Here is a 26130-nt window from a genome sequence, read left to right on the forward strand (position 1 = left end):
AATATGATAAATTTAAAATGAAGGTTAGCTCAAAATTCTTTTTTCACCAACATGTTTTGCAAGAGAAAAACCTGTGACATTTCCAGCTTCAAGAAAAGCTGAATGCTTTATAAAAACTGGGCGGTCGTTCATGATGCCTTCCACTAGAAAATGGTCGCCACGAAAGTAACATTTGGTCACGGTCATTTTAAATTTTGAAGAGTCATCAATGTTAATTTCATGTGGATATACAAGCATCAGCACTTCTTTGTCGTCAACTAGATATGGTAAAACATTTGCCTCACCAAAAAGCGAAGCGATATACAGGGTTTTTGGATCGTTGTAAAGATGTTGAGGTGTGTCATCGGCTATGATCTTACCATCCTTCATCACAATGATCCTATCTGCATAAGAAAGGGCATCCGTGCTATCGTGGCTGGCCAAAATGCAACTGATATTATTCTCTTTTAGAAAGGAGAAAAGATTTCTTCTTAATTCGTTTTTCTTAAAATTGTCAATCTGTCCAAAGGGTTCATCGAGTAATAGCAATTCGGGATCTTTGGCTAGTGCACGTGCGATTGCTATACGTTGTTGCTGCCCTCCACTGAGGTATTTAGGGGTTGTTTTGGCATACGCCGAAAGCCCTATGGTTTCTAACAGTTGAGCTGTTCGTTTGGCTTTTTCTTTGCGATAGAAATTAGAAAGGAATTTGCCCACATTTTCTTCAACGGTTGCAAAGGGCATCAAGTCGAAATCTTGCGCTACATATTTGATAAAATCCTCTCCAGGAACGATATTGAAATTTGGTCCAAGCAGCTGTTTTTCACCCCAAAATATGCTTCCATCCGTTAAATTGTAAAGACCATAGATCGTTTTGATCAGGGTGCTCTTTCCACAGCCGCTTTCACCTAAAATGGCCAAACATTCCCCTCTCCTCATGGAAAAACTTATATCATTGATGACATTTTCGTTATCGTATGCAAATGAGATGTTTTGTACGTTGAGCATAGAGTGAAAATACAAAGACCACAAAGGTTTCCAAAACCTGTGTGGTCTATTTTCTGGATAAATAAATAGTATTTACCCTTTTATTTTATCTGTTTTGCTGGGCAATACCTCGTAGCCCATGTTGTAAAGTGTAAAGCTAAAGATATCCGCATATTGTTCTATCGTTTTACTCACAGGAGTTCCTGCACCGTGCCCCGCATTTGTTTCTATTCGTATCAACACGGGATTGCTACCAACATGTTTTTCCTGAAGGGCTGCGGCAAACTTAAAGGAATGTGCTGGTACCACACGGTCGTCATGGTCACTCGTCGTTACTAAGGTTGCAGGATAGGCTGTTCCGGCCTTCACATTATGTACTGGTGAGTAATCCTTTAGATATTCGAACATCTCCTTACTTTCTTCAGAAGTTCCATAATCGTACGCCCATCCGGCGCCAGCCGTAAATGTATGGTAGCGCAACATATCCAAGACCCCTACGGCTGGCAATGCCACTTTCATTAGATCTGGGCGCTGCGTCATGGTGGCACCTACTAGAAGACCGCCATTGGATCCTCCTCGAATTGCCAGATAATCTGGTGAGGTATATCGATTGTCGATCAAATATTCTGCGGCTGCTATAAAATCATCAAAAACATTTTGTTTTTGCATTTTAGTGCCCGCGATATGCCACTTCTTCCCATATTCTCCTCCACCGCGAAGATTGGGTACCGCGTAAACGCCACCTTGCTCCATCCATACAGAATTTGCCGTGCTGAATGTTGGCGTCAAACTAACGTTGAAACCACCGTAACCATAAAGAATCGTTGGATTTTTACCGTTGAGTTCAAGGCCTTTTTTATGGGTGATGATCATCGGAATTTTAGTGCCATCTTTTGAAGTATAGAATACCTGTTTTGACTCATAATCATCTGGATTAAAATCGATCTCAGGTTTCCAGTAGACCTTGTAGTCACCAGTATCAGCATCATATTTATAAAGTGTCCCAGGGGTATTGTAGTTTGTGAAGGTAAAGTACATCTCCTTTTCGTCCTTTTTTCCGCCAAATCCTCCAACACTTCCAACTCCTGGAAGCTCGATCTCTCTAACTAACTTGCCATTCATGTCATATTGAAAGACCTTGGAGACAGCATCGACCATATATTCGGCAAAGAAGTAACCTCCTCCCGAAGAAGGGCTCAACACGTTCTCTGTCTCAGGGATAAAGTCTTCCCAAAATGTAGGCCTCGGATCTTTGGCATCGACAGTAACTATTTTCTGATTGGGAGCTCCAAGATTGGTCACCAAATATAGTTTAGGCCCCACATTGTCGATAACATAGGTATCACTTTCTGTGTCATTTAATACAGTAATGAGCTTACTATTCGATTTTGAGAGGTCTTTGATAAAAAGTTTATTGCCCGAAGTAGAGACTCTGGCCGTGATAACCAAATAGCGATCATCCTCGGTAAGATATCCTCCTACATAGCGATGCTTTTCCGCATCTGTGGCGCCAAATATCACTTCATCTTCGTTTTGCTTGGTGCCAAGCTTATGGTAATATAATTTATGCTGGTCGGTCTTGGCCGACAGCTCACTGCCTTCTGGTTTGTCGTAGCTAGAATAGTAAAAGCCTTCGTTTCCTTTCCAAGAGATGCCGCTAAATTTAACATCCACAATAGTATCTTCGATGATCTCTTTGGTCTCTGCATTGATAACGATGATCTTTCGCCAATCGCTACCCCCTTCAGAGATAGAATACGCTGCGAGACTTCCATCTTTGGAAAAATTAAGCCCTGCGAGCGAGGTAGTGCCATCTTCAGAAAATGTATTTGGATCCAAGAATACCTCTTCTTCACCCTCACCTTTCTTACGATAGACGACATATTGATTTTGCAGTCCATCATTTTTATAAAAATAGGTATAATCACCTTCTTTGAATGGGCGAGAAATTTTTTCGTAATTCCATACTTTCTCAAGACGCTCTTTCAATTGTGTTCTAAACGGAATTTCATTTAAATAACCGAAGGTAACTTCATTTTGTGCTTTTACCCATGAAGCGGTTTCATCGCTCATGTCATTTTCTAACCATCGGTATGGATCTTTTATTTCAGTTCCAAAATAGGAATCTACAACGGCCTCTTTTTTAGTTTCCGGATAATTCAATGTTGTGTCTTTTTTTTCTGCAGAATCGCAAGCGGCCAAAAGGCTTAGTATACTGGTATAAATAATAAATTTCTTCATGATATCTGAAGGTCTATATGATGTTTTTGATTAAAAAATAGGTCATTGAGATCAGCGGTTTTTGATGTTGCACACTATCTTAATTGCTGGAAATCCTGAATTTTTAACTCGTTCATTATGCTTTGAAAATTAGATAGGTCTAAACTTCGTGCAAATTCCGCAGGGATAATGGCTACCCTAAAAATAACGTCATCGGTATAGATCGGATCTAAAGTTGATGGGTCGATGGTGCCATCTATGAAAAAGTTGATGTCGCTGGAAGAAAAGTCATAACCATAAATTAGAATATCATTCCCCAAGAACAATGTTTGCGGGAGTGGCTCCCAGATATCGACACCATTGTCTACCTCATCTAAAATGTAAGCAGCGACCACATCACTATCAAACACTTCAATGTTTGAGGGGAAAGAGACTAAAAATTCAAAATTATTGGCAGCTGTGAAATCAATTTGAACTTCAAATACTTGGGCCAATGGCCCTGGCAGACCATCTAGACCATCCCGGCCAGGAGGTCCTGGATCACCTTCACATGAGATACAAAAGATCGCAAAACATACAACAAACCACTTGATTATTTTCATAATTTGAATTATTCGGTTGTATATCAAATTTATGACAAAAAAACCTCTTAGCGTTTTGCATGGAGGTTTTAACAATATTTTAAGTAGTGTCCAAGGTAATTCTACTTTTGTGAGGGACGGTTTTTTTATGCCTAAGCAGCCAAAATATGGATTATAGAATGAGCGAGAAATTCATCTTACGAACTAATGGAACAAAGGTCTGTAGACCGTCCAATATTTATAAATGAGAATACCATTTAGAATGGCAACAACTAAGGCGCCACCAATTCCTGGAAGATCTAGAAACACATGGAAAAGCACAATGTTCACAGAAATAGGTGCAAGGAGCATCAAAGCAAAGCCCACCCATTTTTTAAGGATAAGCAATACGCCTATAAAAATCTCTAAAACTCCTACGATGGGTAGCATATAACCTGTGGCGTCTAAGGAGCTCATGAAACCTGAGGCCTGATCAGGGAGTTCTGGCAGCGGAATGAATTTCAAGAATTTATTAACCCCAAATACGATAAGGATCAGCGCTAGAAGAAAGCGCATGAGTTTGGTAAAATTAGAATTCATAAACGATGAGTTTTGGTTAGTATCTGTTTATCAACAACTTAAAGATACCAAAAAAACGCTCGTAAGTTTAGAAATATGTAAGGTAAAAAAGATGAATTATGAGACCAGCTGCGCTTGCACCAATTTATTGGCCACCAGATACTCTGCAATTTGAACAGCGTTGGTCGCCGCCCCTTTTCTTAGATTATCAGACACGATCCACATGTTCAAGGTGTTTGGTTGTGATTCATCTCTTCGTAATCTGCCCACAAAAACATCGTCCTTATCATGTGCATAGATCGGCATTGGATATAGATTCACATCTGGGTTGTCTTGTACTACAACACCATCGGTTTCACTAAGAAGTTTACGTACTTCCGAGAGCTCAAAGTCATTTTCGAACTCTACATTGACCGACTCGCTATGTCCGCCCGCCGTGGGGATACGAACCGCAGTGGCAGTAACCTTGATGCTATCGTCCTCCAAGATCTTTTGGGTTTCCTTCACCAATTTCATCTCTTCTTTGGTATATCCATTCTCTTGAAAGACATCACAATGAGGCAATGCATTCCTATTGATAGGATAAGGATAGGCCATTTCTCCCTTTTTTCCATTCGTTTCGTTCTCTAGTTGCTGAACAGCTTTTACACCTGTGCCAGAAACAGACTGATACGTGGAAACGACGATTCGCTTGATCTTGTATTTTTCATGAAGTGGAGCCAAGGCCATCACCATCTGAATGGTGGAACAGTTAGGATTGGCGATGATCTTATCATCGGTTGTTAAGGACGAAGCATTTATTTCTGGGACCACCAGCTTTTTAGATGGATCCATTCTCCATGCGGAAGAATTATCGATAACCGTAGTTCCGACAGCAGCAAATTTTGGGGCCCACTCAAGAGCCGTGCCACCGCCCGCAGAGAAGATAGCAATATCTGGGCGTAATGCAACGGCTGTCTCTAGTCCAACAATGGTATACTTATGGCCATTGAATGCTATTTCCTTGCCAACAGACCGCTCTGAAGCAACGGGAATAAATTCTGAAATAGGAAAATTCCTTTCGGTCAAGACTTTTCGCATGACCTCGCCCACCATTCCGGTTACACCAACTACTGCTACTCTCATAACTTTTTTATAACTAAATTGAATTTAAAGTGTTATGTACAACTTCTTGGACTACAAATGTATCTAATTATCCATTCTCTACAAGTAAAAAAAAGCGAAAATGTATATTTATAACAATTTGTTATTTTTATTTATAAATATTGATAATAACGTAACAATTGGTCTGAATCGCCATCTGTTCGTTCACTCTTCATATAACAGTTAGCTTGTAGGCTTGGTTTTATGTGACATCGACGAGCACCGCTGTCACTCCGAGTGAAATTTGGGAATGAAATGTACAAATTTTGTATCGAGAAGTGCTCGTTACGCCAAAGCTTTATCGCTCTCAAACTGTTCTAAATACAATCCTGAGAACTCTTTAACATTCCTTTAGATTTGTTTTATGAACCTAATGAAGGAGAAAGCTATTTAAAGAAAAACCACCTGTGCATGCAGGTGGTTTAGCGATTAAAATTAAAGTATGTAGCGCAGCGGCTACTGCGTATCGTAAATAACTTGCTATTTTTTCAGCAAGTCCCTGATCTCGGCCAATAATTCCTCTTGCGATGGACCCTTTGGCGCCTCAGGTGCTGGCTCTTCTTTCTTCTTCATTTTATTAACACCTTTAACGATCATGAACATTACGAAGGCTACAATAATAAAATCAATCAAATTTGTGAGAAAATCACCATACATTACAGCGACCTCACCCACTTTTTCTCCTGCATCATTGAGCGTTCCCTCTTCAATGACATATTTAAGGTCTTTGAAATCTGCCTTAAAGACGAGACCGATCAAAGGCGAAACGATTCCCCCAGTAAAGGACGACACTACTTTGTTGAAGGCCGCGCCCATAACGAAACCGACGGCGATGTCAACAAGATTGCCTTTCATGGCAAATTCTTTGAATTCTTTTAGAAATCCCATAGTTATCTAATTAATTAGTTAGTTAATTACTATCTAAATTAAGGAAATTTCTTAAATGTTAAGGGATTTGTAAATCGAAGAAACATATATTTATCGAAGAACGGTGCGTTTTACCCGTTGAGATACAGAAGTGATTAACTCATAAGAAATGGTCCCTGCATTTTCGGCCAACGCATTTGCCGACGATCCTTTGCCAAAAATAACCACCTCATCACCTTCTTTGCAATCAATATCTGTGATGTTTACCATGATCATATCCATGCATACATTGCCGATGATCGGCGCTTTTTTGCCCTTGATCATCACCCATCCTTTTTCGTTTCCATAAATCCTAGAAATTCCATCGGCATGGCCTACTGGAATTGTAGCGGTCCTTTGGAAATAAGGTGCTTTGTATGCCCTATTATATCCGACGGTTTCTCCCGGTTCGATTGTATGAATCTGAGAGATCACAGATTTTAATGAAGCTATAGGCCTCAGGTGATCGTCAAATTTGGGGTCATTTCCAAAACCGTACAATCCAATGCCGCTTCGTACCATATCGAAATGTGCCTCGGGATAATTGAGAATGCCCGAAGTATTACATTGATGCATCTTCACCTCATATCCAACCTTGCGCTCAAACTCCGAAGCAATTTTTTTAAAAGTGCCTATCTGATGCTGCGTGAACGATCTCTCGGTAAGATCCTCAGATGCCGCAAGATGCGAAAGGATACTTAATACTTTCACCGATGAGGTCGCTTTCAGCTTTTCAATAATATATTCCACATCATTTTCCCAAAAGCCAAGGCGATTGAGTCCAGTATTAAATTTTATGTGAATGGGATAATCCTTCTGAGCATGTTTTTTGGCAACTTCTATGAAACCTTTAAGCGTCTTGGCATTATATAGGCTAGGCTCCAAGCACCGCTCGATAATTTCATCAAAGTGAATCGGTAATGGATGCAAGACCATAATTGGGGTCTCGATTCCCGCATCTCGCAAGGCCATTCCTTCTGAAGTATAGGCCACCGCAAAATAATCAACCTCCAGCGATTCTAGGTGTTTGGCTATTTCTATGGCGTCACTGCCGTAGCCAAACGCCTTGACCACTGCCATGAATTTGGTCTTGGGTTGAAGTTTGCTTTTCAAAAATTGAAAATTATGCGTCAGTGCGCGCAGGTCGATCTCCAATGTGGTTTCATATATGCCCATTGAGCTTAGCAGATATTAGTTGTCTGAAGTGTCCTTGATCTCTTCAGCATCTTCGACATCCATGTCCTTCACTTTTTCTTTTAACATGGCCTTGTAATAAGCCGCACGACTTAGGGGTTCATATTCTTGGGTCTCGCCCAAGAGGACAAGGTCATCTCCTTGAGCTTTCCTGTAGCTATATTGTGCCAGATTTCCCGTACGCGTGCAAACGGCATGTACTTTGGTAACATATTCTGCCGTGGCCATTAAGGCGGGCATTGGGCCAAATGGGTTCCCTTTAAAATCCATGTCGAGCCCTGCTACGATAACGCGTACCCCTCTATTGGCAAGGTCGTTACAAACACTTACGATTTCGTCATCAAAGAATTGTGCCTCATCGATTCCAACAACATCACACCCATCGGCCAACAATCTTATATTTGCTGCAGCCGGTACAGGTGTAGAACGAATTTCATTTTCATCGTGAGAGACGACCATCTCGTCATCGTAGCGGGTATCTACGGCCGGTTTAAAGATCTCCACTTGCTGCTTTGCAAATTGCGCGCGCTTGAGTCTTCGGATCAATTCTTCTGTCTTGCCAGAGAACATCGATCCACAGATTACTTCGATCCAACCAAATTGTTCCTTATGATTTACCGTATTTTCGAGAAACATTTTGTAATTTTCTAGACGAAAACGCAGCTTGTCTACGTTTTATATAAACGAAACAAACTTACGTAAATTAATCACAAGATACTTTCTTAAAAATTGAATTGAAAAATAGTCGCGGAAGGCTGTCAAAAAGCATAGATGATGAAGAAGAAATTAGAAGCAGAATTGATCAGTATTGCACATCGGGTTTTGAAGCTGAAAGGCAAGTCGGATGTTGTAAAACTTCATGAAGAGGTGAAGAAACTCTACGAACAATTAACGGTCTTGAAATTCGTGGAGGAACATCTTGATAGTGGGTCGGAACCAGTGATGGGAGAGAAGGCGCTGTATGATACCATAGACGATGTTTTCGAGAACAAGAACAACGATGAGGTCATTAAGCATAACCTTAAAGAATATAATGATCGTGATGAACCCATGGAACAGATCATCACTCCAGTGATTGATACCATTAAGGATATTGTTGCCGAAATGCCAAAAGAAGAGACCTTAGATGATATTTTAGGCGATATCCTGCCAGAGCCTACCTTCGTAAAAAGAGATGCGGATATAGTAACGCCTGATGCCAAGGATATAGTGACCAAGGTAGAAGTGAAAAAACGCTCCTTGAATGACAAAATTCAGAGAGGATTCAATATTGGACTGAACGATAGGTTGGCTTTTGTGAACCATTTGTTCAATGGAAGCCAGGAAGATTTTAATCGTGTACTTTCACAACTGAACACCATCAATAATGCAGCCGATGCCAAAGGTTTTTTAGAAGTGATGGTGAAGCCTGATTATAACAATTGGGACGGAAAGGAAGAATACGAAAATCGACTGGTAGAGATCATCGAAAAGAAATTCACCTAAAAAAGGATTTTAGCGATCTAGGAAGGTTCATACGATGCGTCTTATCTTTTTAAGAAAGAATAACTAATCAGCGTTAAAAGATGAAAATTCAGAAGATTGCATACTGGCTAACAACGTGCCTTTTAACGTTGTTCATGTGCTTTTCGGTATATATGTATCTATTCAAAAATACCGAGATTGAAAAGGCATTTATGAGTTTTGGCTACCCTGTGTATCTCATCTATCCTTTAGCAGCGGCAAAGATTCTCGGGGTCATCATTATTTTGGTCAATGTAAAAGGGCTTAAAGAGTGGGCCTATGCGGGGTTCTTCTTCAATTTTGTGCTGGCATTTTTCGCCCATCTACAAATAGGCGATGGAGAACAAATGGGTGCTTTGATCGCATTGCTGCTTTTGCTATCCTCTTATTTTTTGGGGAAGAAAGTTCGACCGTAAGGATTCAAAAATGAACTAGACGGGCCGAAAGTTGTACAACAGCATTCGGCTTTCTATTTTTACAATATGTCTAAATTATACATCGTACCAACCCCGATTGGCAACTTAGAGGATATGACCTTTCGCGCGATCAACGTGCTAAAAGAGGTTGATCTGATCCTTGCCGAAGATACGCGCACCAGCGGAAAGCTGATGAGGCACTTTGATATCGGAACACCTATGCAAAGTCACCATATGCACAATGAGCACAAGACCGTTGAAGGACTTGTTCGACGATTAATGCATGGAGAGACCATCGCATTGATCAGTGATGCGGGCACTCCGGCAATCTCAGACCCAGGATTTTTGCTAACACGCGCTTGTATTGAACAAGGCGTAGATGTGGAATGTCTTCCTGGTGCCACGGCCTTCGTTCCTGCATTGGTCAATAGCGGATTGCCAAATGACAAATTTGTATTTGAAGGCTTTCTTCCTGTAAAAAAAGGAAGGCAAACGAGATTGAAATTATTAGCCGAGGAAACACGAACGATGATCTTCTATGAGTCTCCGCATAAGTTGTTGAAGACCTTGGCACATTTTACAGAATATTTTGGAGAGGAACGACAATTATCGGTTTCAAGGGAGATCTCAAAGCTACACGAAGAAACCATTCGTGGCACTGCAAAAGAGGTGTTGAGACATTACGAAGCAAAACCACCCAAGGGAGAGATCGTCATTGTAGTGACCGGAAATAATAAGAAATGAAAATTAAAAATTCAGTATCCGACCGTCTAGATTTTCCAACAGAGTTAAGCGAACCAACCTTTTTTATAAACAGTTTAAAGAAAAAGTTGATACAGGGACCTTTCAAAGAAATAAATATTTCAGAAGGATCTTATAAATTGGAATTAGAAGGTCTTAATAAAGTCAATTTCTTCGTTGGAGCAAATAATAGTGGTAAAAGTAGGTTCTTGAGAGGTCTTCTAAAATTAGATAGAGGTTTTATGGAAATCGTTAGAAAAACTCCTATATCAGATATACATAATGCGCTAATTAATCATAGGTTATTTTCTCACGATAATGCTAAACTGGACAAAAATCAGAGGAATATAGTCGATGTAGCATCTATTGGATTATCCTTATTAGAAGTTAAGAATATTAAAAACTACTTGATAAATTTTGGTTCGTTTAATGAGTCGAAGATAAAGCAAATTATAAGAGATGGCAGGAGGTCGATTTCCAGAGAATCTGAAATTAACCTATTAAAGGAAGATGCCATGGATTATTATGACTTAATGGAAGACTTTCTCCAAGAGATTAAGTTTCATTTAAATAATAAAAATGAGAGCAATTGTTATATTCCTGTTTTTAGAAGTCTTTATAAAGGCGCTCATTTAGAAGAAACAACATATAAAGAAATACTGATTAAACATTTTGGCATTCATGAAAAAACAAAAACATTTACAGGGTTAGAATTTTTTAATGTATTGTTAAAGAACAAAACCTCAAGAAGAAAGAAAGACGTGGTAGCCTTCGAAAGATTCCTTTCCCGAAATTTTTTTAATAATAAGACTGTAGATATCACTGCTGACACCGAAAAGAATTTGGTCGCAATTGACATTGACGATGATTATAGAAATATTAATGAGATAGGAGATGGTTTGTCTCAGCTAATTATGCTTTTATACCCTATGTTTACGGCTCCTAAAAGAGAATGGTTTTTCATAGAAGAGCCAGAAACAAATCTTCATCCAGGTTTTCAGCGAATTTTCGTTGAAACCTTAATAAACGATGAATTCCTTCGGGAAAAACAACTGAAATTTTTTATTACTACCCATTCTAACCATTTGTTAGATTCATCTTTTTATTCCAATGATATTTCCATATTTAAATTTCAGAAATTAGATAAAGAATCAGTTAAGGTAAATACTAATGTTAGACCAAATACCGAAATACTTGATGCACTTGGTGTGAAATCTTCATCCGTTTTCTTGGCAAACACTTCAATTTGGGTAGAAGGCCCCACAGATAGAAAATACGTCTCAAAGGTTTTGAAACTTATAAGTGAAAACAGAGGTGACAACTTGAGAGAAGATTATGATTTCTCATTTTTTGAATATGGCGGAAGTCTCCTATACCACTATTTATTCGAAGATGAAATAGAACATTCGGATGCTGAGATTAGAGAATGTATTAACGCATTTTCATTGTCTAAAAAAATATATCTGTTATCCGATAATGACAATGCTATTGGTAAGAAGGCTGAGAGGAAACAAAACCTCTTAAGCTTAACCAAGAAGAACTCAAATTTTCTTTATCATGATACAGTTCACAAAGAGATTGAGAATCTGTTACCTCCTAATATTATTTCTGGCTTCATGAAAAAATTAGTTAGAGATAAACAGTCAGAAACGAAGATTGAAAAAATAAAAATTTCGAGTGAAGAATATAGGCATGTTGGCTTAGGAGATTTCTTGCTTAAAAAACTTCAGGATATAGGAATTGATGACAGAAATATCAAATCATTCCGTGCGAGTTCTGGAACTTTAAAAAACGAATACAAACATAAACTTTGCAATTATTACATCAAGTCATTTAATGATTCAGATATGTTAAGTTTTGAGAATGATTATTTGATTAAAGAAATTGACAAGCTTTATAACTTTATAAAGAATAATAGTTCCTAGAATGTGGAAACTCTTCTCACCAAAATAAGTTCCTGCGAGCTTTGTAAGGCCCACCTCCCTCTAGGGCCCTATCCTATAGTCGCCGCCCACTCCAAGGTGAAAGTCGTGATCATCAGTCAGGCGCCAGGAGGCAAAGCTCATAGAACAGGGATTCCTTGGGATGATCCTGGAGGACAACAACTTAGAAAATGGTTAGGAGTCACGGATGAAGAATTTTATGAAAAGACCCGTTTTGCCTTTATGCCAATGGGCTTTTGCTATCCTGGAAAAGGAGTGTCTGGAGATCTTCCCCCAAGACCCGAATGTGCCCCGCTTTGGCACAAGGCCCTTTTGGAAAGGATGTCCAACCTTCAACTTGCTATTTTGGTTGGGCAGTATTCCCAGAAATACTATTTGGCTAAGGCAATGAGAAAGAATTTGACCGAAACCGTCAAAGCTTTTGAAGACTATTTACCGACCTATCTTCCGCTACCACATCCTTCTCCAAGAAATCGTTTTTGGTTGACAAAGAATCCATGGTTTGAAGAAGAGGTTCTTCCAGCTCTTCGCACAATAGTTAAAAAAATTATAGAAAAGTAAAAAAATAGGGTAACGATCTCCCTATAGTGTTGATATCATGATATAACTAAAAACTTTATATCATGAAGCATTTAAAAACATTATCAATGATCATTGCCTTTTTAACGGCAACAACAATGACCGCGCAGTGGGTAGTGACACCCTCTACGGCGGTTTCCAGCTATTCACAACCCAATTGGAAGGTGGATGCAGACCTCAATGACAACTACATGGCCATTACCTATGGAAATCAGAACCCGAGTACGTCCCCAGGTGGAACAGGAACTTTTTTAAAGGTTTTCAATGCCAGTAATACTCCAATAACAGGGGATATTGCAGTTTTTAATATGGGGTTCAATGTTAGTAGAGTGAAGATCTCGGCTACTAATTTTATATATGTATTAGGGACCAATAGCTATAGTCCGACCACCAAACTCGTCTTGAAAAAGTTCAATACTTCGGGAACTTTGTTAGGAACGGTGATCGTTAACCACAGTATTGGTGGAGCTATGTTCGACCTCGCGCTTGCCGACAATGGTGACGCCTTGGTCTCTCTGTTCGAAGGAGACAACATCAGAGTACGAAGCTATGATGGCAACCTTGTCTACAAAGGGGTGATCAACATCGCTAGTGGCATTACCCACTATCATTTACCATCGTATAACCTGCGTTCACAGTTTATCGATTTCAATGCTGGCAAGTTTATCGTTGGATATTCTAGAGGCAGCCATTCTAGCCTTACTTCCTATATCAAGAAGTATAGCTACAACACAAGCAATCCAGCGCTTTCTTCACTTCAAAATACTTACCCATTTGCAGGAGGATTTATTCGGAAGAATTTAGAGAGCAACAATTCTCATCAGGTAGCACTGCGTGCCAACGGAGACATCTTCTACGTGAATGGTATTTCAGGCGTTAAAAGAATTTCTGGGGCTACGACGTATAATGTTTATGGTAATACCAAGACAAAAGTAAACGTAGATGCCAATGACAATCTATTGATTTCGTGGACGGACAATGCGCGGGCAAAAGCGAGACTTTACAACTCAAGCAATGGCTTCGTTCACTACTACCAAGAGGATGGAAATATCAACGGTTCTTGGGCACCTGCTTTTCACGATTGTAAATTCGTGTTGGCCGGAGATAAGAGCAACCAAGGAACGAATTATCATACCAACAGAAAAGCGCACTATCAAGTATTCAATTGTTCGGACTGCGAAGCTGGAGGTCCAGCGACAGCCGATTTTGAGTTCCGATTTCCCAATCAGGTATCGCAATTGCCTTCTCTTTATGGACCACAAGATGTTACCGAGCTATGTTTGGTAGACAGGCTATGGGTAGATGGCACACCAAGCTGCAACGAGGACGGATATTTTGTAGAGATCACCGAGTTTAATTTAATGACTTGGACAGATACCTTGGTATTGTATTCGGGCTGGGTGTGCACGGGTTGTACCGCACCTAACAATATCGACATCGCCAGCTTTTTACCTGCTGGATATCAATTAAGGCCAAACAGGATATATAAATTCAAACTGGCCGTGGGATCTCCTTGGGATTCAACACATAAGTTCTTCCAAATTTCGTGCTGTAGAAGACAGATCGTCGAGTTGGAGGAGGAAGCGGTAGAGATTGCACTTCCGCGCGAAAGAGGAGAAGCAGTAATAGCAAATGAAGAGCTAGCCATAAAGGTCTTTCCTAATCCGGCTAAAGATGTTTTGACCATTGATCTCTCAAAAGAAGATATGGTTGGAGAAGCTGAAATTAGCATTAAGAATTTTACAGGAAGACAATTGTACGCTGCTAAAACCAAAGAGCAGAGGCAGCAGATAAATATCTCAAAATGGATCAAAGGAATCTATCTATGTACGGTTAAAGTAAATGATGTAGAACAGACCTTTAAGATTGTTAAAGAGTAGTAATATAAAAAGACCTCACAGGTTTCCAAAACCTGTGAGGTCTAACATAAATATCTGGTATCTCAATACTCAATACTAAGCGCTAAAATCTATATATGCTTCCCAACTTCGAAGCCATGCTTTCCAAGATATTGCATGCCACTATCGATCGCATCTCCTTCCAATGTCGTTCCCATACTGTCATTCCAGCGATTAAGGTAGCCAAAAAGAGAGATCACACCAAGCATTTCTACGATCTCACCCTCGTTCCAATATTTATATAACTCCTCTTTGATCTTTGTGTCTACGGCATTCGGAACCTGACTCGCTGCCAATGAAAAATCGAGCGCGGCTCGTTCCGCATCACTAAAGGCCGGATGTGTACGATAGTCCCAAATATTGTCTAGCTGTTCCTGTTCGGCGCCATAGCGTTCTGCAGCTCTGATAGCGTGCGCTTGGCAATAACGGCAGCCTGTGGAATTAGAGGAAACCCAGGCGATCATTCGTTTTAAGGCAGAGGTCACGCGACCATGATTGGCCATTACGGCTTTATTCAGGTTAATGAATGCACGCGAAATATCGGGTCTGCGTTGCATGGTCAAGACCGAATTAGGACAAAACCCAAGCGTCTCGTTAAAGAATTCGGCCAACTCTCTGGTCGCTGGATCATGGTCTGCAGTTAATGGAGTAACTAGTGGCATATTTGTGTACTTAGAAATTTGGAGCAAGGTACAAATTAGAAATTTCAAAATCCAAGTATCAAATCTCAAAAACTAATGAAAGCAACTCTATTTTTACCGATGGAATTTGTAAATTGAAGGTTCGAATTTACTCGATAATCGAGATTTAAATGCTGCGAGGCTTGTACGCCTTCATGTAGCCATTCTGGTGGACGAAGGCCTCGAAATCAAAGATGTTTTTTCAATTATTACCTTGTGGGCTTGCCCCTATGTAATGTACTCAAAATAGATATGCGCTGGACAGTAAGATCAAAACCCCCAAAAGAGAAAATAGACCACTTAATGGAGGTATTGGGGGTTGATGAGATCACAGCAACGCTTTTGCTTCAAAGAGGGATAGAGACTTTTGAAGGAGCCAAGAAATTCTTCCGACCATCGTTGGACGATCTGCACGACCCATTTTTGATGAAAGACATGCAAAAAGCGGTCGATCGAATAGAAGAGGCCGTTCAAAATAAAGAGAACATTTTGGTTTATGGTGATTATGATGTGGACGGTACCACAGCGGTCTCTCTGGTCTCCTCATATTTGCAAACGTTTTATCCACAAGTGGCTACTTATATTCCAGATCGTTATGAGGAAGGATATGGAGTTTCGTTTCAGGGCATTGATTTTGCCGAGGACAATGATTTTGGACTGATCATCGCACTGGACTGTGGTATCAAGGCCATTGATAAAGTGGCCTATGCAAAAGAAAAGGGAATCGATTTTATCATCTGCGACCACCATCGCCCGGGCGATGAAATTCCTGATGCGGTGGCCGTTCTAGATCCTAAGCAAGAAGATTGCAACTACCCTTATGACGAATTATGCGGATGTGGAGTAGGATTCAAATTGATACAGGCCCTAGCCTCAAAACGAGGAGAGACGATTGCTGATCTACAACCCTATTTAGATCTGGTAGCCACCGCCATCGGTGCGGATATTGTTCCGATCACGGGGGAGAATCGTGTGTTGGCCTATTATGGTTTGAAGGTGATCAATGAAAATCCCAGAGCAGGGATCAAAGCCATTACCGATCAGGTAAAAAAACAATCGATGAGTATCACCGATGTGGTCTTTATCATTGCACCTCGAATCAACGCGGCAGGCAGGATGAAGCATGGGCAACATGCGGTTGAATTGTTGACCGAGACCGACTTTAACACGGCTATCCAATTTGCAGAACAGATCGAGGAATTCAATCAAGATCGACGTGCTTTGGACGAGGAGATCACCAAAGAGGCCTTACTGCAGATCGAGAAAAATAAGGAGGAAGCATGCTTTTCTTCAGTGGTCTATGACGAGAAATGGCACAAGGGTGTGATCGGCATTGTTGCTTCGCGATTGACAGAGACCTACTACCGTCCCACTTTGGTCTTTACCAAAAGCGGTGAAAAACTGGCAGCTTCTGCGCGAAGTGTTAAAGGATTTGATGTGTACAATGCGTTGAATGCCTGCGCAGAGCATATCGAGCAATTTGGGGGTCATAAATATGCTGCGGGATTGACCTTGTTGGAAGCCCAGTATGAACAATTCAAAATGAAATTTGAGGAGATCGTCAAAGAAACGATCGACCCAAAATTATTGACGCCGGAGATCACTATCGATGCCGAGATCCCGCTTTCCAAGATCTCGCCAAAATTCTATCGCATTCTAAAACAGTTTGCGCCTTTTGGCCCCGGCAATATGCGTCCGGTCTTTTTGAGCAGTGGTGTTTGCGATACCGGTTACGGCAAATGTGTTGGGCAAGAAGAAGATCATTTAAGGATCACGGTAACGCAAGATGATGCTAAGCCCATTGTTGCGATCGGCTTTGGTTTGGGTCATAAATATGAGTTGATCGCGGAAAAAAAACCATTCGATCTAGCATATACCATTGATGAGAATGAATGGAACGGGAATGTAAGCTTGCAATTAAAAATTAAAGATATCAAATAGAATATGTATGAAACGAATTGGCCTGTGCATTATCGCTTTGGCAAGCATCATCTCGAGTTCTTGCTCAAATAAAGATGAAAGCTTGCAACTACTATCCCCTGATGAGAACATCGCGCTTTCCTTTTTCCTCACTGAAAATGGAAGGCCAGGGTATATGGTTCAACATAAATCAACGACGGTCATAGACACCTCATTTTTGGGGTTCAATCTGAAAGGGACTGAAAGTCTAGTTCTGGATCTTAAAATCCTTTCTACCGAAAGGGCCACGGTCAATGAGACCTGGCAGATGCCTTGGGGAGAACAGGTCGATGTGAAAAATCACTACAATCAGTTGGTGGTTCATCTTGAAGAGCAAACACCAAATCGCCGTAGGCTCGATATTCATTTTAGGGTGTTTGACGATGGGCTTGGATTTAGATACCATTTTCCAGAGCAAGACCAGATGAAGGAGGTGATAGTTTTGGACGAGTATACAGATTTCAACCTTACAGGAGATCACGAGACTTGGTGGATTCCTGGAGATTGGGATATTTACGAACATCTTTACAGCCAGACGAAGTTCACGGAGATCGACGCCCTCTCAAAAAGGAACCATCCTGCCTTGGCCCAAACCTCGATTCCAGAGAATGCCGTAAATACACCAGTGACGCTTAGAACTGAGAATGGACTTCATTTGAGTTTTCACGAGGCGGCGCTTTGGGATTACTCGGGGATGACCCTGAAAGTGGACAAAGAAAAGTTATTGTTCCAGAGTGAGTTAGTGGGGTCTAAAAATCACGATTATAAGGTAAAGCGAACGCTGCCTTTTAGTACTCCTTGGCGCACCATTCAAATTGCGGAAAAGGCGACCGACTTGATCGACTCCAAATTGATCGTCAATTTAAACGAACCTAATAAGATTGGTGACGTTTCTTGGTTTATACCAATGAAATATACTGGCGTTTGGTGGGAAATGCACTTGGGAAAATCGAGTTGGGACTACGGGATGACCTTGAATGACAAAGGCGAATGGGAAGATACTGGAAAAGCGCATGGTCGCCATGGAGCAACCACCGAAAATGTAAAGCGCTTTATCGATTTCTCAGCAGCGAACAACATAGGTGGTGTTTTGGTAGAAGGTTGGAACACCGGCTGGGAACGATGGATTGGGTTTGAAGATCGCGAGGGAATTTTCGATTTTGTGACGCCCTATCCCGACTATGATCTAGAAGAACTGGCCAGGTACGCAAAAGAAAAGGGAGTAGAGATCATTATGCATCACGAGACTTCGGCGGCGACTGGGACTTACGACAAGCAAATGGACGCGGCCTATACATTGATGCAAAAGTATGGGATGCACACTGTAAAATCTGGCTATGTCGGAAAGATCATTCCGAAAGGGGAATACCATCACGGACAGTATATGGTAAATCATTATAATCGTGCCATCGTAAAAGCGGCTGACTATCAGGTAGCCGTAAATGCACACGAACCAATAAAGGCGACCGGGATAAGGAGAACCTATCCGAATGCGATCTCTAGAGAAGGGCTTCGCGGGCAAGAGTTCAACGCTTGGGCCCCAGACGGAGGTAACCCACCAGACCACTTGCCTACAGTTGCCTTTACGCGTATGTTGGCGGGGCCTATCGACTACACACCTGGTATCTTCAACATAAAGCTAGAACCCTATAAAGACAAAAACCAAGTGAATACTACGCTTGCGCAACAGCTCGCGCTCTATGTAGTGATCTACAGCCCTATTCAAATGGCGGCCGATCTTGTGGAACACTACGAGAATCAACCCGGTTTACAATTCATAAAAGATGTTGGCGTCGACTGGAAACAGACTAAAGTGATCAACGGGGAAGTCGGGGATTTTGTTACCATTACCAGAGAAGAAAAAAATACTGGAAATTGGTTTTTGGGAAGTATCACAGACGAGAATCCGCGAACCTTTTCCATCAGTTTGGACTTCTTAGAACCAAATACCAAATACAAGGCAAGGATATATGCTGATGCGGAAGATGCCCATTGGAATGATAATCCAACAGCATTGAAAATTGAAGAATTAGAGGTCGATCAAAATGGCAGCATCGACTTAAAATTGGCCCCAGGAGGTGGTGTAGCCATCAGTTTCATGAAATCGCAACAATAATATTAAATTTATTTAGACTAATTATAAATAATTAATATCTTTGAGTCATCAACTTTGATGACCATGTATGATATAGAACAGCTCTATCGCAACGATTACGGAATTGCCTTCTTTTGGAAGAAAGGAGATCAACGTAAGAAAGACAGCGTCCAGCTGGTATTTCGGGATACCGGTTTTTACTTGAACAAACGTCAGCTTATAAGTTTCTACGAAGAAACGACCATTGCAGCAAAAGGTCCTTATTGTGATCAATGTGACGAGAAGAAGGATTGTCGTGTCATTTTACTGCGAACTCCCTCAGCATTTATCGATCTTGCGGTAAGCCAAAACGAGTTGGATAAGATACAAGACCTTATTCGTGGAACCTTGTTTTATTTGGATCTTCAAAAATATTTGAATGAACTATGTCGAAATTGACTATTGGTATTTTTTCAACTCCATCTTCGCACCATCAAACACGCCATAGGTATAATAGCCGATCCAGTCACCCAGATTGATATATTTGGAATCACCCCCCAAATCTATTGTCATCGGTAAATGACGATGGCCAAACACAAAATAGTCACGATGTTCTTCAGCAAGTTTCTTTTTGGAGTATTGTACCAGCCATTCGTTTTCCTCACCTAGAAATTTGATGTCTTCATCTCCCGAGATTAGCTTGTTCTTAACGCTGAGGTATTGTGCCAATTTTACACCCCAATCGGGATGTAACCACCTGAAGAACCATTTCGCAACGGGGTTGGTAAACACCTTCTTCATACGTTTGTAACCTTTGTCTCCAGGGCCCAATCCGTCTCCATGACCGATAAAGAATTTGGTATCATTAAAGGTGAACTCCTTTGGCTCATGATATACAGGGATGTTCAGCTCTTCTTCAAAATAGCCATTCATCCAGAGGTCGTGGTTGCCTACAAAATAATAGATGGGAATGTCCGAATCCGTGATCTCGGCAAGTTTACCAAGCGTGCGCGTAAACCCTTTTGGTACCACCGTTTTATATTCGAACCAGAAATCGAATAGATCCCCCAATAAGAAAATGGCAGCTGCATCCTTTTTCACCTCATCCAACCACTGTACAAATTTCTGTTCTCTTGGAAAGCTTTGTTCTCTGTTGGGAGCGCCCAAGTGATTGTCACTGGCAAAGTATATTTTTTTTCCTGCTGGAATTTGCATGCTGTAAATATAAGTAAAAGTCCCCTTCTTATTGGGAAGGGGATTTAGGGGTGGGGCTGTCAATTATCACTAGCGTACCATTCCGCATAGCTGGTTGCGGTCTCTTGTAGCTTCAAAGAATGTAGCTTTATGTTTTCTGGGAGTCGTGCTTTGATCTTTGCAGCAAAGTCGATGACCATATTTTCGCTGGTAGGCTGGTAGTCTGCCAAGATCACCTGATGTCCGCGGTCTGCCAATTCCTTGGCCAGTTCAACATGTGGCGTATGCTTATTAAAGACGGTCGCATGATCGAATTTGTTCACTATTTCTTCCTTCACGATCTTCTTAAGGTCGCCAAAATCGATGACCATTCCATATTTAACATTGTTCGTATCGGTAATGGGTGTACCGATCACCGTGACGGATAATTTGTAGCTATGCCCGTGCACATTCTTGCATTTACCATCATAGCCATACAGGGCATGGCCGGTTTCAAAAGAAAATTGTTTGGTGATACGAATGGTGCTCATAGCGTTGTTTTTTGCAAATATATAAAGTCCCTCCCTATTGGGGAAGGGATTTAGGGGTGAGCTTATTTCTTAAACTTCTCCAGTGCCTTTTTAGTAAAATCTGAAAGTACCAGCTTGCCTGAAGTCTCTGCACGCTCGATAAGCAGTTTATCCCAGTGGTCGGTGCCTTCCCAAAGGACTCTTTTCATCTCTGCCAGCGCATCAGGATTGTACGAAGCCAATTTTTCTGAAAGCATTTCCACCTCTCTGTCCAAATCCTTTTGGCTTTCAAGGACTTTGGCATAAAGCCCTTTTTCCTTGGCCCAATAGGCATTTTTCCACTCGCTTGCAGCTAGCGTAAGTTCTGCCAAGGCGGCCTTGCCTATTTTTCGTTCTACGGCTGGGGCGATCACAAAGGGTCCAATACCAATCGTGAATTCCGAAAGTTTAATGGCTGCAGCGTCGGTAGCCAAGACATAGTCGCAAGCCGAGGCCAGGCCTACGCCACCTCCTACTGCCTTTCCTTGAATTCGCCCAATAATTAGCTTGCTGCAACGGCGCATGGCATTGATCACGTTGGCAAAGCCACTAAAGAAGGCCTTTCCCTCTTCCAAATTGGTGATGGCCACCAATTCATCAAAAGAGGCGCCAGCACAAAAAGCACGGTCACCTTCGCTTTTAAGCACGATGACATTAACATCGTTATTTTGCGATAACGAATCTAATTCCTTGGTCAATCGAGCCAATAGTTCGGATGGGAAGGAATTGCTTGCGGGATGACCAAATTCTACGGTCGCAATCTTATTTTGAATAGAAGTGTATAAACTTCCATTGGGTCTGTCGGTAGGCATACGAGAATGATTTGTGCAAACTTACGGTTTTTTACTTGCCATGCCTTAGCGCAACGGAAAGCCTTTCGCTGCCCACCAGGGATGAATCTCGATCACCAATCGACCCGCCTTTACTGAAGGGTCCATATTGGCCAAACTATCGGCCATTTGCAGCGTAGGAACATTGTAAATGGTAATCCCACGGATATCGCCGTCATCTCCAAAGGGTCCTGAAATATCGGCATATCCTTTTTTATACATCTCGCCCAAATGGGCTAGATGCTGTTCCTGTAATTTGGCAGCTTCCTCTTCGCTTTGCGAACGATTAGGACCTCTTTTTAGGAAGGCGATAAAATATTGTTGCATGACGACTTTTTCACCACTTTCTTCATCGATATAGTCAAAGGTTTGAAAGCCTCTTTCTTTCAGTTCGGCGACCAGTTCGTCCGTGGCAGCATTCTTTTCATTCAAAAGTACCTCGGCGGACTTTTCTTCAGGTTTTTGCACTGTATCGTCATGTTCCTCTTTCGCTTCCTTTCCGCAGGAAGAAAGAAATAGTACAGTTAATAGAAGGATCAGATGCTTCATTTTTTCCAGGTTTTATAAGGCTGTTTGCTCAAATTTGAGTTATAATAGTTGATATCTCCAGTCACTTCGTCTCCCAACCACGAAGGTTTCAAGAATTCCTCGTCTTCATCTTCGAGTTCTATCTCGGCAATGACTAGGCCTTCGTTTTCCCCCAAAAATTCATCCACTTCAAAAAGATGCTTTCCCAAAGGAATCTCATAACGGATCTTTTCTATGACCGTTGGTTCACATAAGGGTATCAGTTGTTCTGCTTCTCTAAGGGTGATTTCCTTTTCCCATTCAAAACGTTGGGTGCCCGCCTCGTTTGAAATTCCCTTTACGGTCAAAAAACCCTGATATCCTTTGATACGCACACGCACGGTACGTTCGGGATGGGTATTGAGAAATCCCTGCACGATCCGAGTTTGTTTTAAGGCTTCTTCCTTGTATGTGTCAGAAGTCACAAGAAATTTTCGTTCAATTTCGATCATATGTTACCCTGCTTTGGGAGAAATTCATCCTTATTTTATCCGCCATGGAGGTCTTTTGCGATGTTTGCCAGCCCAATAGATGACCAAACGATTGCCATCTGGGTCTTTCAATCGCGCTTCGCGCCACAACCAGCTTCGGTCCTCTGGCAATTCATCAAAGTTAATACCTTTTAGGATCAATTCTGATACATAATCATCCAGATCCTCCTCTTCAAAATATACCATGACACCTTCACCTTCTGCGATGCTTTCAACCTGATGGACCGAAAAGGTGGCATCGCCATTCGGACATTCGAATCTGGCATAGTGTGGTAGGGCCTTCACGATCAGCTTTAACCCAAGGGTCTGGTAAAAGTGGATGGCCCTTTCAACATCTGTAGAGGGAACGGTCACCTGATTAAGATCCATTTTTCGCTATGTGTTGAATGACATCTGAAGATAAGATCTGCGAATCGTATTTATTATTCGCTAACCAGATCATGGCAGTTGCAATACGTTCTGGATGAATGCTTCTATACTTTTTTAACGGGCCGATCAACAAGAAATTCAGTACGCTCATCAGCACTTTACCAACGTATTCGCCTATCCGTCGTTCTTCACGTTTACCACCAATTAGCGAAGGTCGTAGGATATAGGTATTCGGGATTTGTTGTGAGAGTACGGCCGTCTCCATCAAACCCTTGACCTTGTTGCAGAAGATATTACTGTTGGGGTCAGCTCCCATCGCCGAGATAACGATAAAGGTTCGAATATTGTTTTCCTTACAAAGTTTTGCTGCCGAAGCGGGGATGCCATAGTCGATCTTTTTATAGATCTCCTTGTCGGGTGTTTTGGCAGCAGTGGTTCCGATGCAACAAAAAACCTCATCGGCCTTGAAGGACTCCTTATGGTCTTTCAGCTCGAAGAGATCGATGAGATGCTCCGTTATCTTTTCGTTTTCAATGTTCACTGAATTTCGGCCAAATAGGAGGATCTTGGCATAGCGATCATCTTGAAGCAATTTGTTGAGCAAAATACTTCCCGTGAGGCCGGTAGCCCCTAGAATGATGGCGGTCTTTTGATTCATTGGTTTTGGCAAATTCTTCAATTAAAGATATGCTAAATTTGTGATATGCTAGAAGGAGTACCTTTACGAAAGATCATCCACGTGGATATGGACGCGTTCTATGCCTCTGTAGAGCAAATGGATGATCCTGAGCTAAAGGGAAAGCCGATCGCTGTTGGTGGTGGTGAAAAAAGAGGGGTGGTATCTGCGGCGAGCTATGAGGCCCGAAAGTTTGGAGTACGTAGTGCCATGCCAGGCTTTAAGGCCAAGAGAAACTGCCCGGACCTGATCTTCGTTCGCCCGAGATTTGACCGCTACAAAGAAATTTCACAGCAGATCCGAAAGATCTTTTATGATTATACAGACTTGGTGGAACCTTTGTCTCTAGACGAAGCCTATTTGGACGTGACCGAAAACAAGAAAGGAAATCCTTCAGCTAGTTTGATCGCAACTGAGATTCGGCAACGGATCCTTGATGAAGTCGGTTTGACTGCTTCGGCAGGAATTTCCATCAATAAGTTCATCGCCAAAGTGGCCAGCGATTATAACAAGCCCAACGGACAAAAAACGGTTCCACCAGAAGAGGTGCTCGATTTTTTGGAGCAATTAGAGATCCGAAAATTCTATGGGGTGGGCAAGGTCACGGCAGACAAGATGTACCGCCTTGGCATTTTTACTGGAAAAGATCTGAAATCGAAATCCAAGGAATTCTTACAGGAAAATTTTGGTAAATCGGGACCATTCTATTTCAATGTCGTACGTGGGATTCATTTGAGTGAGGTAAAGCCACACCGCATCGCTAAATCGGTAGGTGCAGAGCGTACCTTTAGGGAGAATTTGACCAGTGAACTCTTTATGCTCGAAAAACTGGAGCATATTGCCGAAGAACTCCATAAGCGTTTGACGCGATATAGCATTTCTGGGAAGACGGTAACCCTAAAGATCAAATACAGCGATTTCACCACCCAGACCCGCAGCAAGACCTTGGATTATTACATTTCGGACAAGAGTTTGCTGTTGGAAATGGCCAAAGAATTGCTCTATCAAGAAAAGCCAAAGGACTCGGTGCGTTTGTTGGGAATCTCCTTGGCGAATTTGAATACGGAAGAAGAAAAGGAGAAACCAGAACAAAAGACGGTTTCTGTACAGTTGAAGTTTGATTTTTAGTATATTTTCTTTGTCATTCCTGCGTCCGCGTGCCGCTGAAGCTTTAGCGGAGGAGCAAAGCAGGAACCGATAAAGTTGGAAAGCGCTTATTTAAACCCAAAAACCCGTGAGGTCTTTAAATCAAAAATTTATTCTTTTTCCTATCACTTCGTAGGGTGCTCGCGGAAAACCATACAAGATGATTTTGTCATTATCGACCTCTTTTATTGGAACCAGTAAATCTCTTCGACCATTGTTATAGAATGAACAGAATAGCGTACTTTGAAAATCTTCTAAAATGATTTTACGCCCTTCCTTCTTATGCTTTTTCAAGATTCTGAGAACGGCAGGGTTATCCAATTCCTTGTTAAAGAGTATTTGAATCTTTTCCTTGTTCCATACCACCTCGAATTCGAGTTCTTGAATCTCTTTTGAGGATAATGTTGTTTTGGTAGGTTCAATTCTTTGATGGTCGAATTCAAATATGCTTTCCTCAGTGATCGTTTCGTTGTCATTTTTAACAATCGTGGACGTTCCTTTGCGATAAAAACGAATTCTATGATCACTGATAAAGTTGTATCGGGTCTTGGCAAGTTCCTCTTTAAACCTAGGAGGCTCAATCTTTTTTAAGATACTATTTTCCGAATTCTCGTGTAACTCAAAATGTAGTACCTGCCCTTCCTTGAATTCAATCAGCTCGGGGCAGCTATAAGTATGTTCATCCTTGATCATTAACCAAGTCCCATCATATGTGCTCATATTAAAGAACTAATCTTTTTGTTCCAATTCATCCAACGACTTTTCTAAGAGGCATAAGAATCTAGAATTGCATACTCTAGCTGTGCATGAACCCAACGGTAGAATTCTTTTCGCATAAACATGAGCCTAAGCTCGCAACTCCCTAGTCGATAATGCTCTGATGGAGTTTCAAGTGCTTTTATTCTTTCAATGATTTTTTCTGCTCTTAGTAGCAACTGTTCTATTTCT

General features: G+C 41.4%; 27 protein-coding genes. 10 read left to right on the forward strand and 17 right to left on the reverse strand.

What is annotated here, in order from left to right; translation table 11 throughout:
* Positions 1-24 precede the first annotated feature (24 nt).
* The 8 genes from ACFQ1M_RS13500 to ACFQ1M_RS13535 all read right to left on the reverse strand — a co-directional run bounded on the left by ACFQ1M_RS13500 (position 25) and on the right by ACFQ1M_RS13535 (position 8204).
* Positions 25-987 (reverse strand): ABC transporter ATP-binding protein, encoded by a 963-nt coding sequence (locus ACFQ1M_RS13500; RefSeq protein ID WP_386409067.1) that lies wholly within the window; start codon positions 985-987, stop codon positions 25-27.
* Positions 988-1059: 72 nt separating this feature from the next.
* Complete coding sequence (locus ACFQ1M_RS13505) at positions 1060-3207, reverse strand: prolyl oligopeptidase family serine peptidase (protein ID WP_386409069.1); 2148 nt, start codon at positions 3205-3207, stop codon at positions 1060-1062.
* A gap of 74 nt (positions 3208-3281) precedes the next feature.
* Positions 3282-3788 (reverse strand): hypothetical protein, encoded by a 507-nt coding sequence (locus ACFQ1M_RS13510; protein WP_386409071.1) that lies wholly within the window; start codon positions 3786-3788, stop codon positions 3282-3284.
* Positions 3789-3971: 183 nt separating this feature from the next.
* Complete coding sequence (locus ACFQ1M_RS13515) at positions 3972-4346, reverse strand: DoxX family membrane protein (RefSeq protein WP_386409073.1); 375 nt, start codon at positions 4344-4346, stop codon at positions 3972-3974.
* A 96-nt stretch (positions 4347-4442) separates the two neighbouring features.
* A complete protein-coding gene (locus ACFQ1M_RS13520; RefSeq protein ID WP_386409075.1) occupies positions 4443-5450 on the reverse strand; it encodes an aspartate-semialdehyde dehydrogenase in 1008 nt (335 codons plus the stop codon).
* A gap of 498 nt (positions 5451-5948) precedes the next feature.
* Positions 5949-6356 carry a large-conductance mechanosensitive channel protein MscL gene (gene mscL, locus ACFQ1M_RS13525; RefSeq protein WP_386409077.1) on the reverse strand — a complete coding sequence of 136 codons (408 nt, stop codon included), beginning with the start codon at positions 6354-6356 and terminating at the stop codon, positions 5949-5951.
* A 90-nt stretch (positions 6357-6446) separates the two neighbouring features.
* Positions 6447-7550 carry an alanine racemase gene (gene alr / locus ACFQ1M_RS13530; RefSeq protein WP_386409079.1) on the reverse strand — a complete coding sequence of 368 codons (1104 nt, stop codon included), beginning with the start codon at positions 7548-7550 and terminating at the stop codon, positions 6447-6449.
* Between the two features lie 15 nt (positions 7551-7565).
* Positions 7566-8204: a thymidine kinase gene (locus ACFQ1M_RS13535; protein ID WP_386409081.1), complete on the reverse strand. Its 639-nt coding sequence runs from the start codon at positions 8202-8204 to the stop codon at positions 7566-7568.
* A 135-nt stretch (positions 8205-8339) separates the two neighbouring features.
* On the opposite strand from ACFQ1M_RS13535, the gene ACFQ1M_RS13540 reads away from it, so the two are divergent.
* From ACFQ1M_RS13540 to ACFQ1M_RS13565, 6 genes are all read left to right on the forward strand, one after another.
* Positions 8340-9053 carry a hypothetical protein gene (locus ACFQ1M_RS13540; RefSeq protein ID WP_386409083.1) on the forward strand — a complete coding sequence of 238 codons (714 nt, stop codon included), beginning with the start codon at positions 8340-8342 and terminating at the stop codon, positions 9051-9053.
* 80 nt (positions 9054-9133) lie between these two features.
* Positions 9134-9487, forward strand: coding sequence for a DoxX family protein (locus ACFQ1M_RS13545; protein ID WP_386409085.1), 354 nt, complete (start codon positions 9134-9136; stop codon positions 9485-9487).
* A gap of 66 nt (positions 9488-9553) precedes the next feature.
* On the forward strand, positions 9554-10231 hold the full coding sequence (rsmI, locus tag ACFQ1M_RS13550) for a 16S rRNA (cytidine(1402)-2'-O)-methyltransferase (RefSeq protein WP_386409087.1): 678 nt from the start codon (positions 9554-9556) through the stop codon (positions 10229-10231).
* On the forward strand, positions 10228-12153 hold the full coding sequence (locus ACFQ1M_RS13555; protein ID WP_386409088.1) for an AAA family ATPase: 1926 nt from the start codon (positions 10228-10230) through the stop codon (positions 12151-12153). Before rsmI ends, ACFQ1M_RS13555 begins: the two co-directional genes overlap by 4 nt.
* Before the next feature lie 3 nt (positions 12154-12156).
* Positions 12157-12732 (forward strand): uracil-DNA glycosylase family protein, encoded by a 576-nt coding sequence (locus ACFQ1M_RS13560; protein WP_386409090.1) that lies wholly within the window; start codon positions 12157-12159, stop codon positions 12730-12732.
* Positions 12733-12794: 62 nt separating this feature from the next.
* The gene (locus ACFQ1M_RS13565; protein WP_386409092.1) at positions 12795-14630 is read left to right on the forward strand and encodes a T9SS type A sorting domain-containing protein; all 1836 of its coding nucleotides are present in this window, start codon (positions 12795-12797) and stop codon (positions 14628-14630) included.
* Between the two features lie 89 nt (positions 14631-14719).
* Here ACFQ1M_RS13565 and ACFQ1M_RS13570 read toward each other — a convergent pair whose 3' ends face one another.
* On the reverse strand, positions 14720-15310 hold the full coding sequence (locus ACFQ1M_RS13570; protein ID WP_386409094.1) for a carboxymuconolactone decarboxylase family protein: 591 nt from the start codon (positions 15308-15310) through the stop codon (positions 14720-14722).
* A 270-nt stretch (positions 15311-15580) separates the two neighbouring features.
* Between ACFQ1M_RS13570 and recJ the strand changes: the two genes are divergently transcribed.
* The 3 genes from recJ to ACFQ1M_RS13585 all read left to right on the forward strand — a co-directional run bounded on the left by recJ (position 15581) and on the right by ACFQ1M_RS13585 (position 19820).
* Positions 15581-17269, forward strand: coding sequence for a single-stranded-DNA-specific exonuclease RecJ (gene recJ / locus ACFQ1M_RS13575; protein WP_386409096.1), 1689 nt, complete (start codon positions 15581-15583; stop codon positions 17267-17269).
* A 7-nt stretch (positions 17270-17276) separates the two neighbouring features.
* Positions 17277-19403: a glycoside hydrolase family 97 protein gene (locus ACFQ1M_RS13580; RefSeq protein WP_386409098.1), complete on the forward strand. Its 2127-nt coding sequence runs from the start codon at positions 17277-17279 to the stop codon at positions 19401-19403.
* 63 nt (positions 19404-19466) lie between these two features.
* Entirely contained in the window at positions 19467-19820 is a 354-nt protein-coding gene (locus tag ACFQ1M_RS13585) for a hypothetical protein (RefSeq protein ID WP_386409100.1), read from the forward strand.
* On the opposite strand, the gene ACFQ1M_RS13590 is transcribed toward ACFQ1M_RS13585, so the two are convergent.
* The 7 genes from ACFQ1M_RS13590 to ACFQ1M_RS13620 form a co-directional block, all read right to left on the reverse strand.
* Positions 19821-20576 (reverse strand): UDP-2,3-diacylglucosamine diphosphatase, encoded by a 756-nt coding sequence (locus ACFQ1M_RS13590; protein ID WP_386409102.1) that lies wholly within the window; start codon positions 20574-20576, stop codon positions 19821-19823. It lies immediately after the preceding gene.
* 59 nt (positions 20577-20635) lie between these two features.
* Positions 20636-21085 carry a 6-pyruvoyl trahydropterin synthase family protein gene (locus ACFQ1M_RS13595; protein ID WP_386409104.1) on the reverse strand — a complete coding sequence of 150 codons (450 nt, stop codon included), beginning with the start codon at positions 21083-21085 and terminating at the stop codon, positions 20636-20638.
* 62 nt (positions 21086-21147) lie between these two features.
* Positions 21148-21915 carry an enoyl-CoA hydratase/isomerase family protein gene (locus tag ACFQ1M_RS13600; protein WP_386409106.1) on the reverse strand — a complete coding sequence of 256 codons (768 nt, stop codon included), beginning with the start codon at positions 21913-21915 and terminating at the stop codon, positions 21148-21150.
* 45 nt (positions 21916-21960) lie between these two features.
* Positions 21961-22482, reverse strand: a complete 522-nt coding sequence (locus ACFQ1M_RS13605; protein ID WP_386409107.1) for a YciI family protein — start codon at positions 22480-22482, stop codon at positions 21961-21963.
* Positions 22479-22952, reverse strand: coding sequence for a CYTH domain-containing protein (locus ACFQ1M_RS13610; protein WP_386409108.1), 474 nt, complete (start codon positions 22950-22952; stop codon positions 22479-22481). The genes ACFQ1M_RS13605 and ACFQ1M_RS13610 overlap by 4 nt, the downstream gene beginning before the upstream one ends.
* A 30-nt stretch (positions 22953-22982) precedes the next feature.
* A complete protein-coding gene (locus tag ACFQ1M_RS13615; RefSeq protein WP_386409110.1) occupies positions 22983-23360 on the reverse strand; it encodes a VOC family protein in 378 nt (125 codons plus the stop codon).
* The gene (locus ACFQ1M_RS13620; RefSeq protein ID WP_386409112.1) at positions 23350-24018 is read right to left on the reverse strand and encodes an NAD(P)H-binding protein; all 669 of its coding nucleotides are present in this window, start codon (positions 24016-24018) and stop codon (positions 23350-23352) included. The genes ACFQ1M_RS13615 and ACFQ1M_RS13620 overlap by 11 nt, the downstream gene beginning before the upstream one ends.
* Positions 24019-24063: 45 nt before the next feature.
* Here ACFQ1M_RS13620 and dinB point away from each other — a divergent pair, with 45 nt between their 5' ends.
* Positions 24064-25164, forward strand: coding sequence for a DNA polymerase IV (gene dinB, locus ACFQ1M_RS13625; protein WP_386409114.1), 1101 nt, complete (start codon positions 24064-24066; stop codon positions 25162-25164).
* A gap of 120 nt (positions 25165-25284) precedes the next feature.
* Here the strand turns inward: dinB and ACFQ1M_RS13630 are convergent, their stop codons facing one another.
* Positions 25285-25902: a hypothetical protein gene (locus ACFQ1M_RS13630; RefSeq protein WP_386409116.1), complete on the reverse strand. Its 618-nt coding sequence runs from the start codon at positions 25900-25902 to the stop codon at positions 25285-25287.
* Positions 25903-26130 lie beyond the last annotated feature (228 nt).

This window comes from Sungkyunkwania multivorans, from assembly GCF_042675645.1.
Taxonomy (GTDB): domain Bacteria; phylum Bacteroidota; class Bacteroidia; order Flavobacteriales; family Flavobacteriaceae; genus Sungkyunkwania; species Sungkyunkwania multivorans.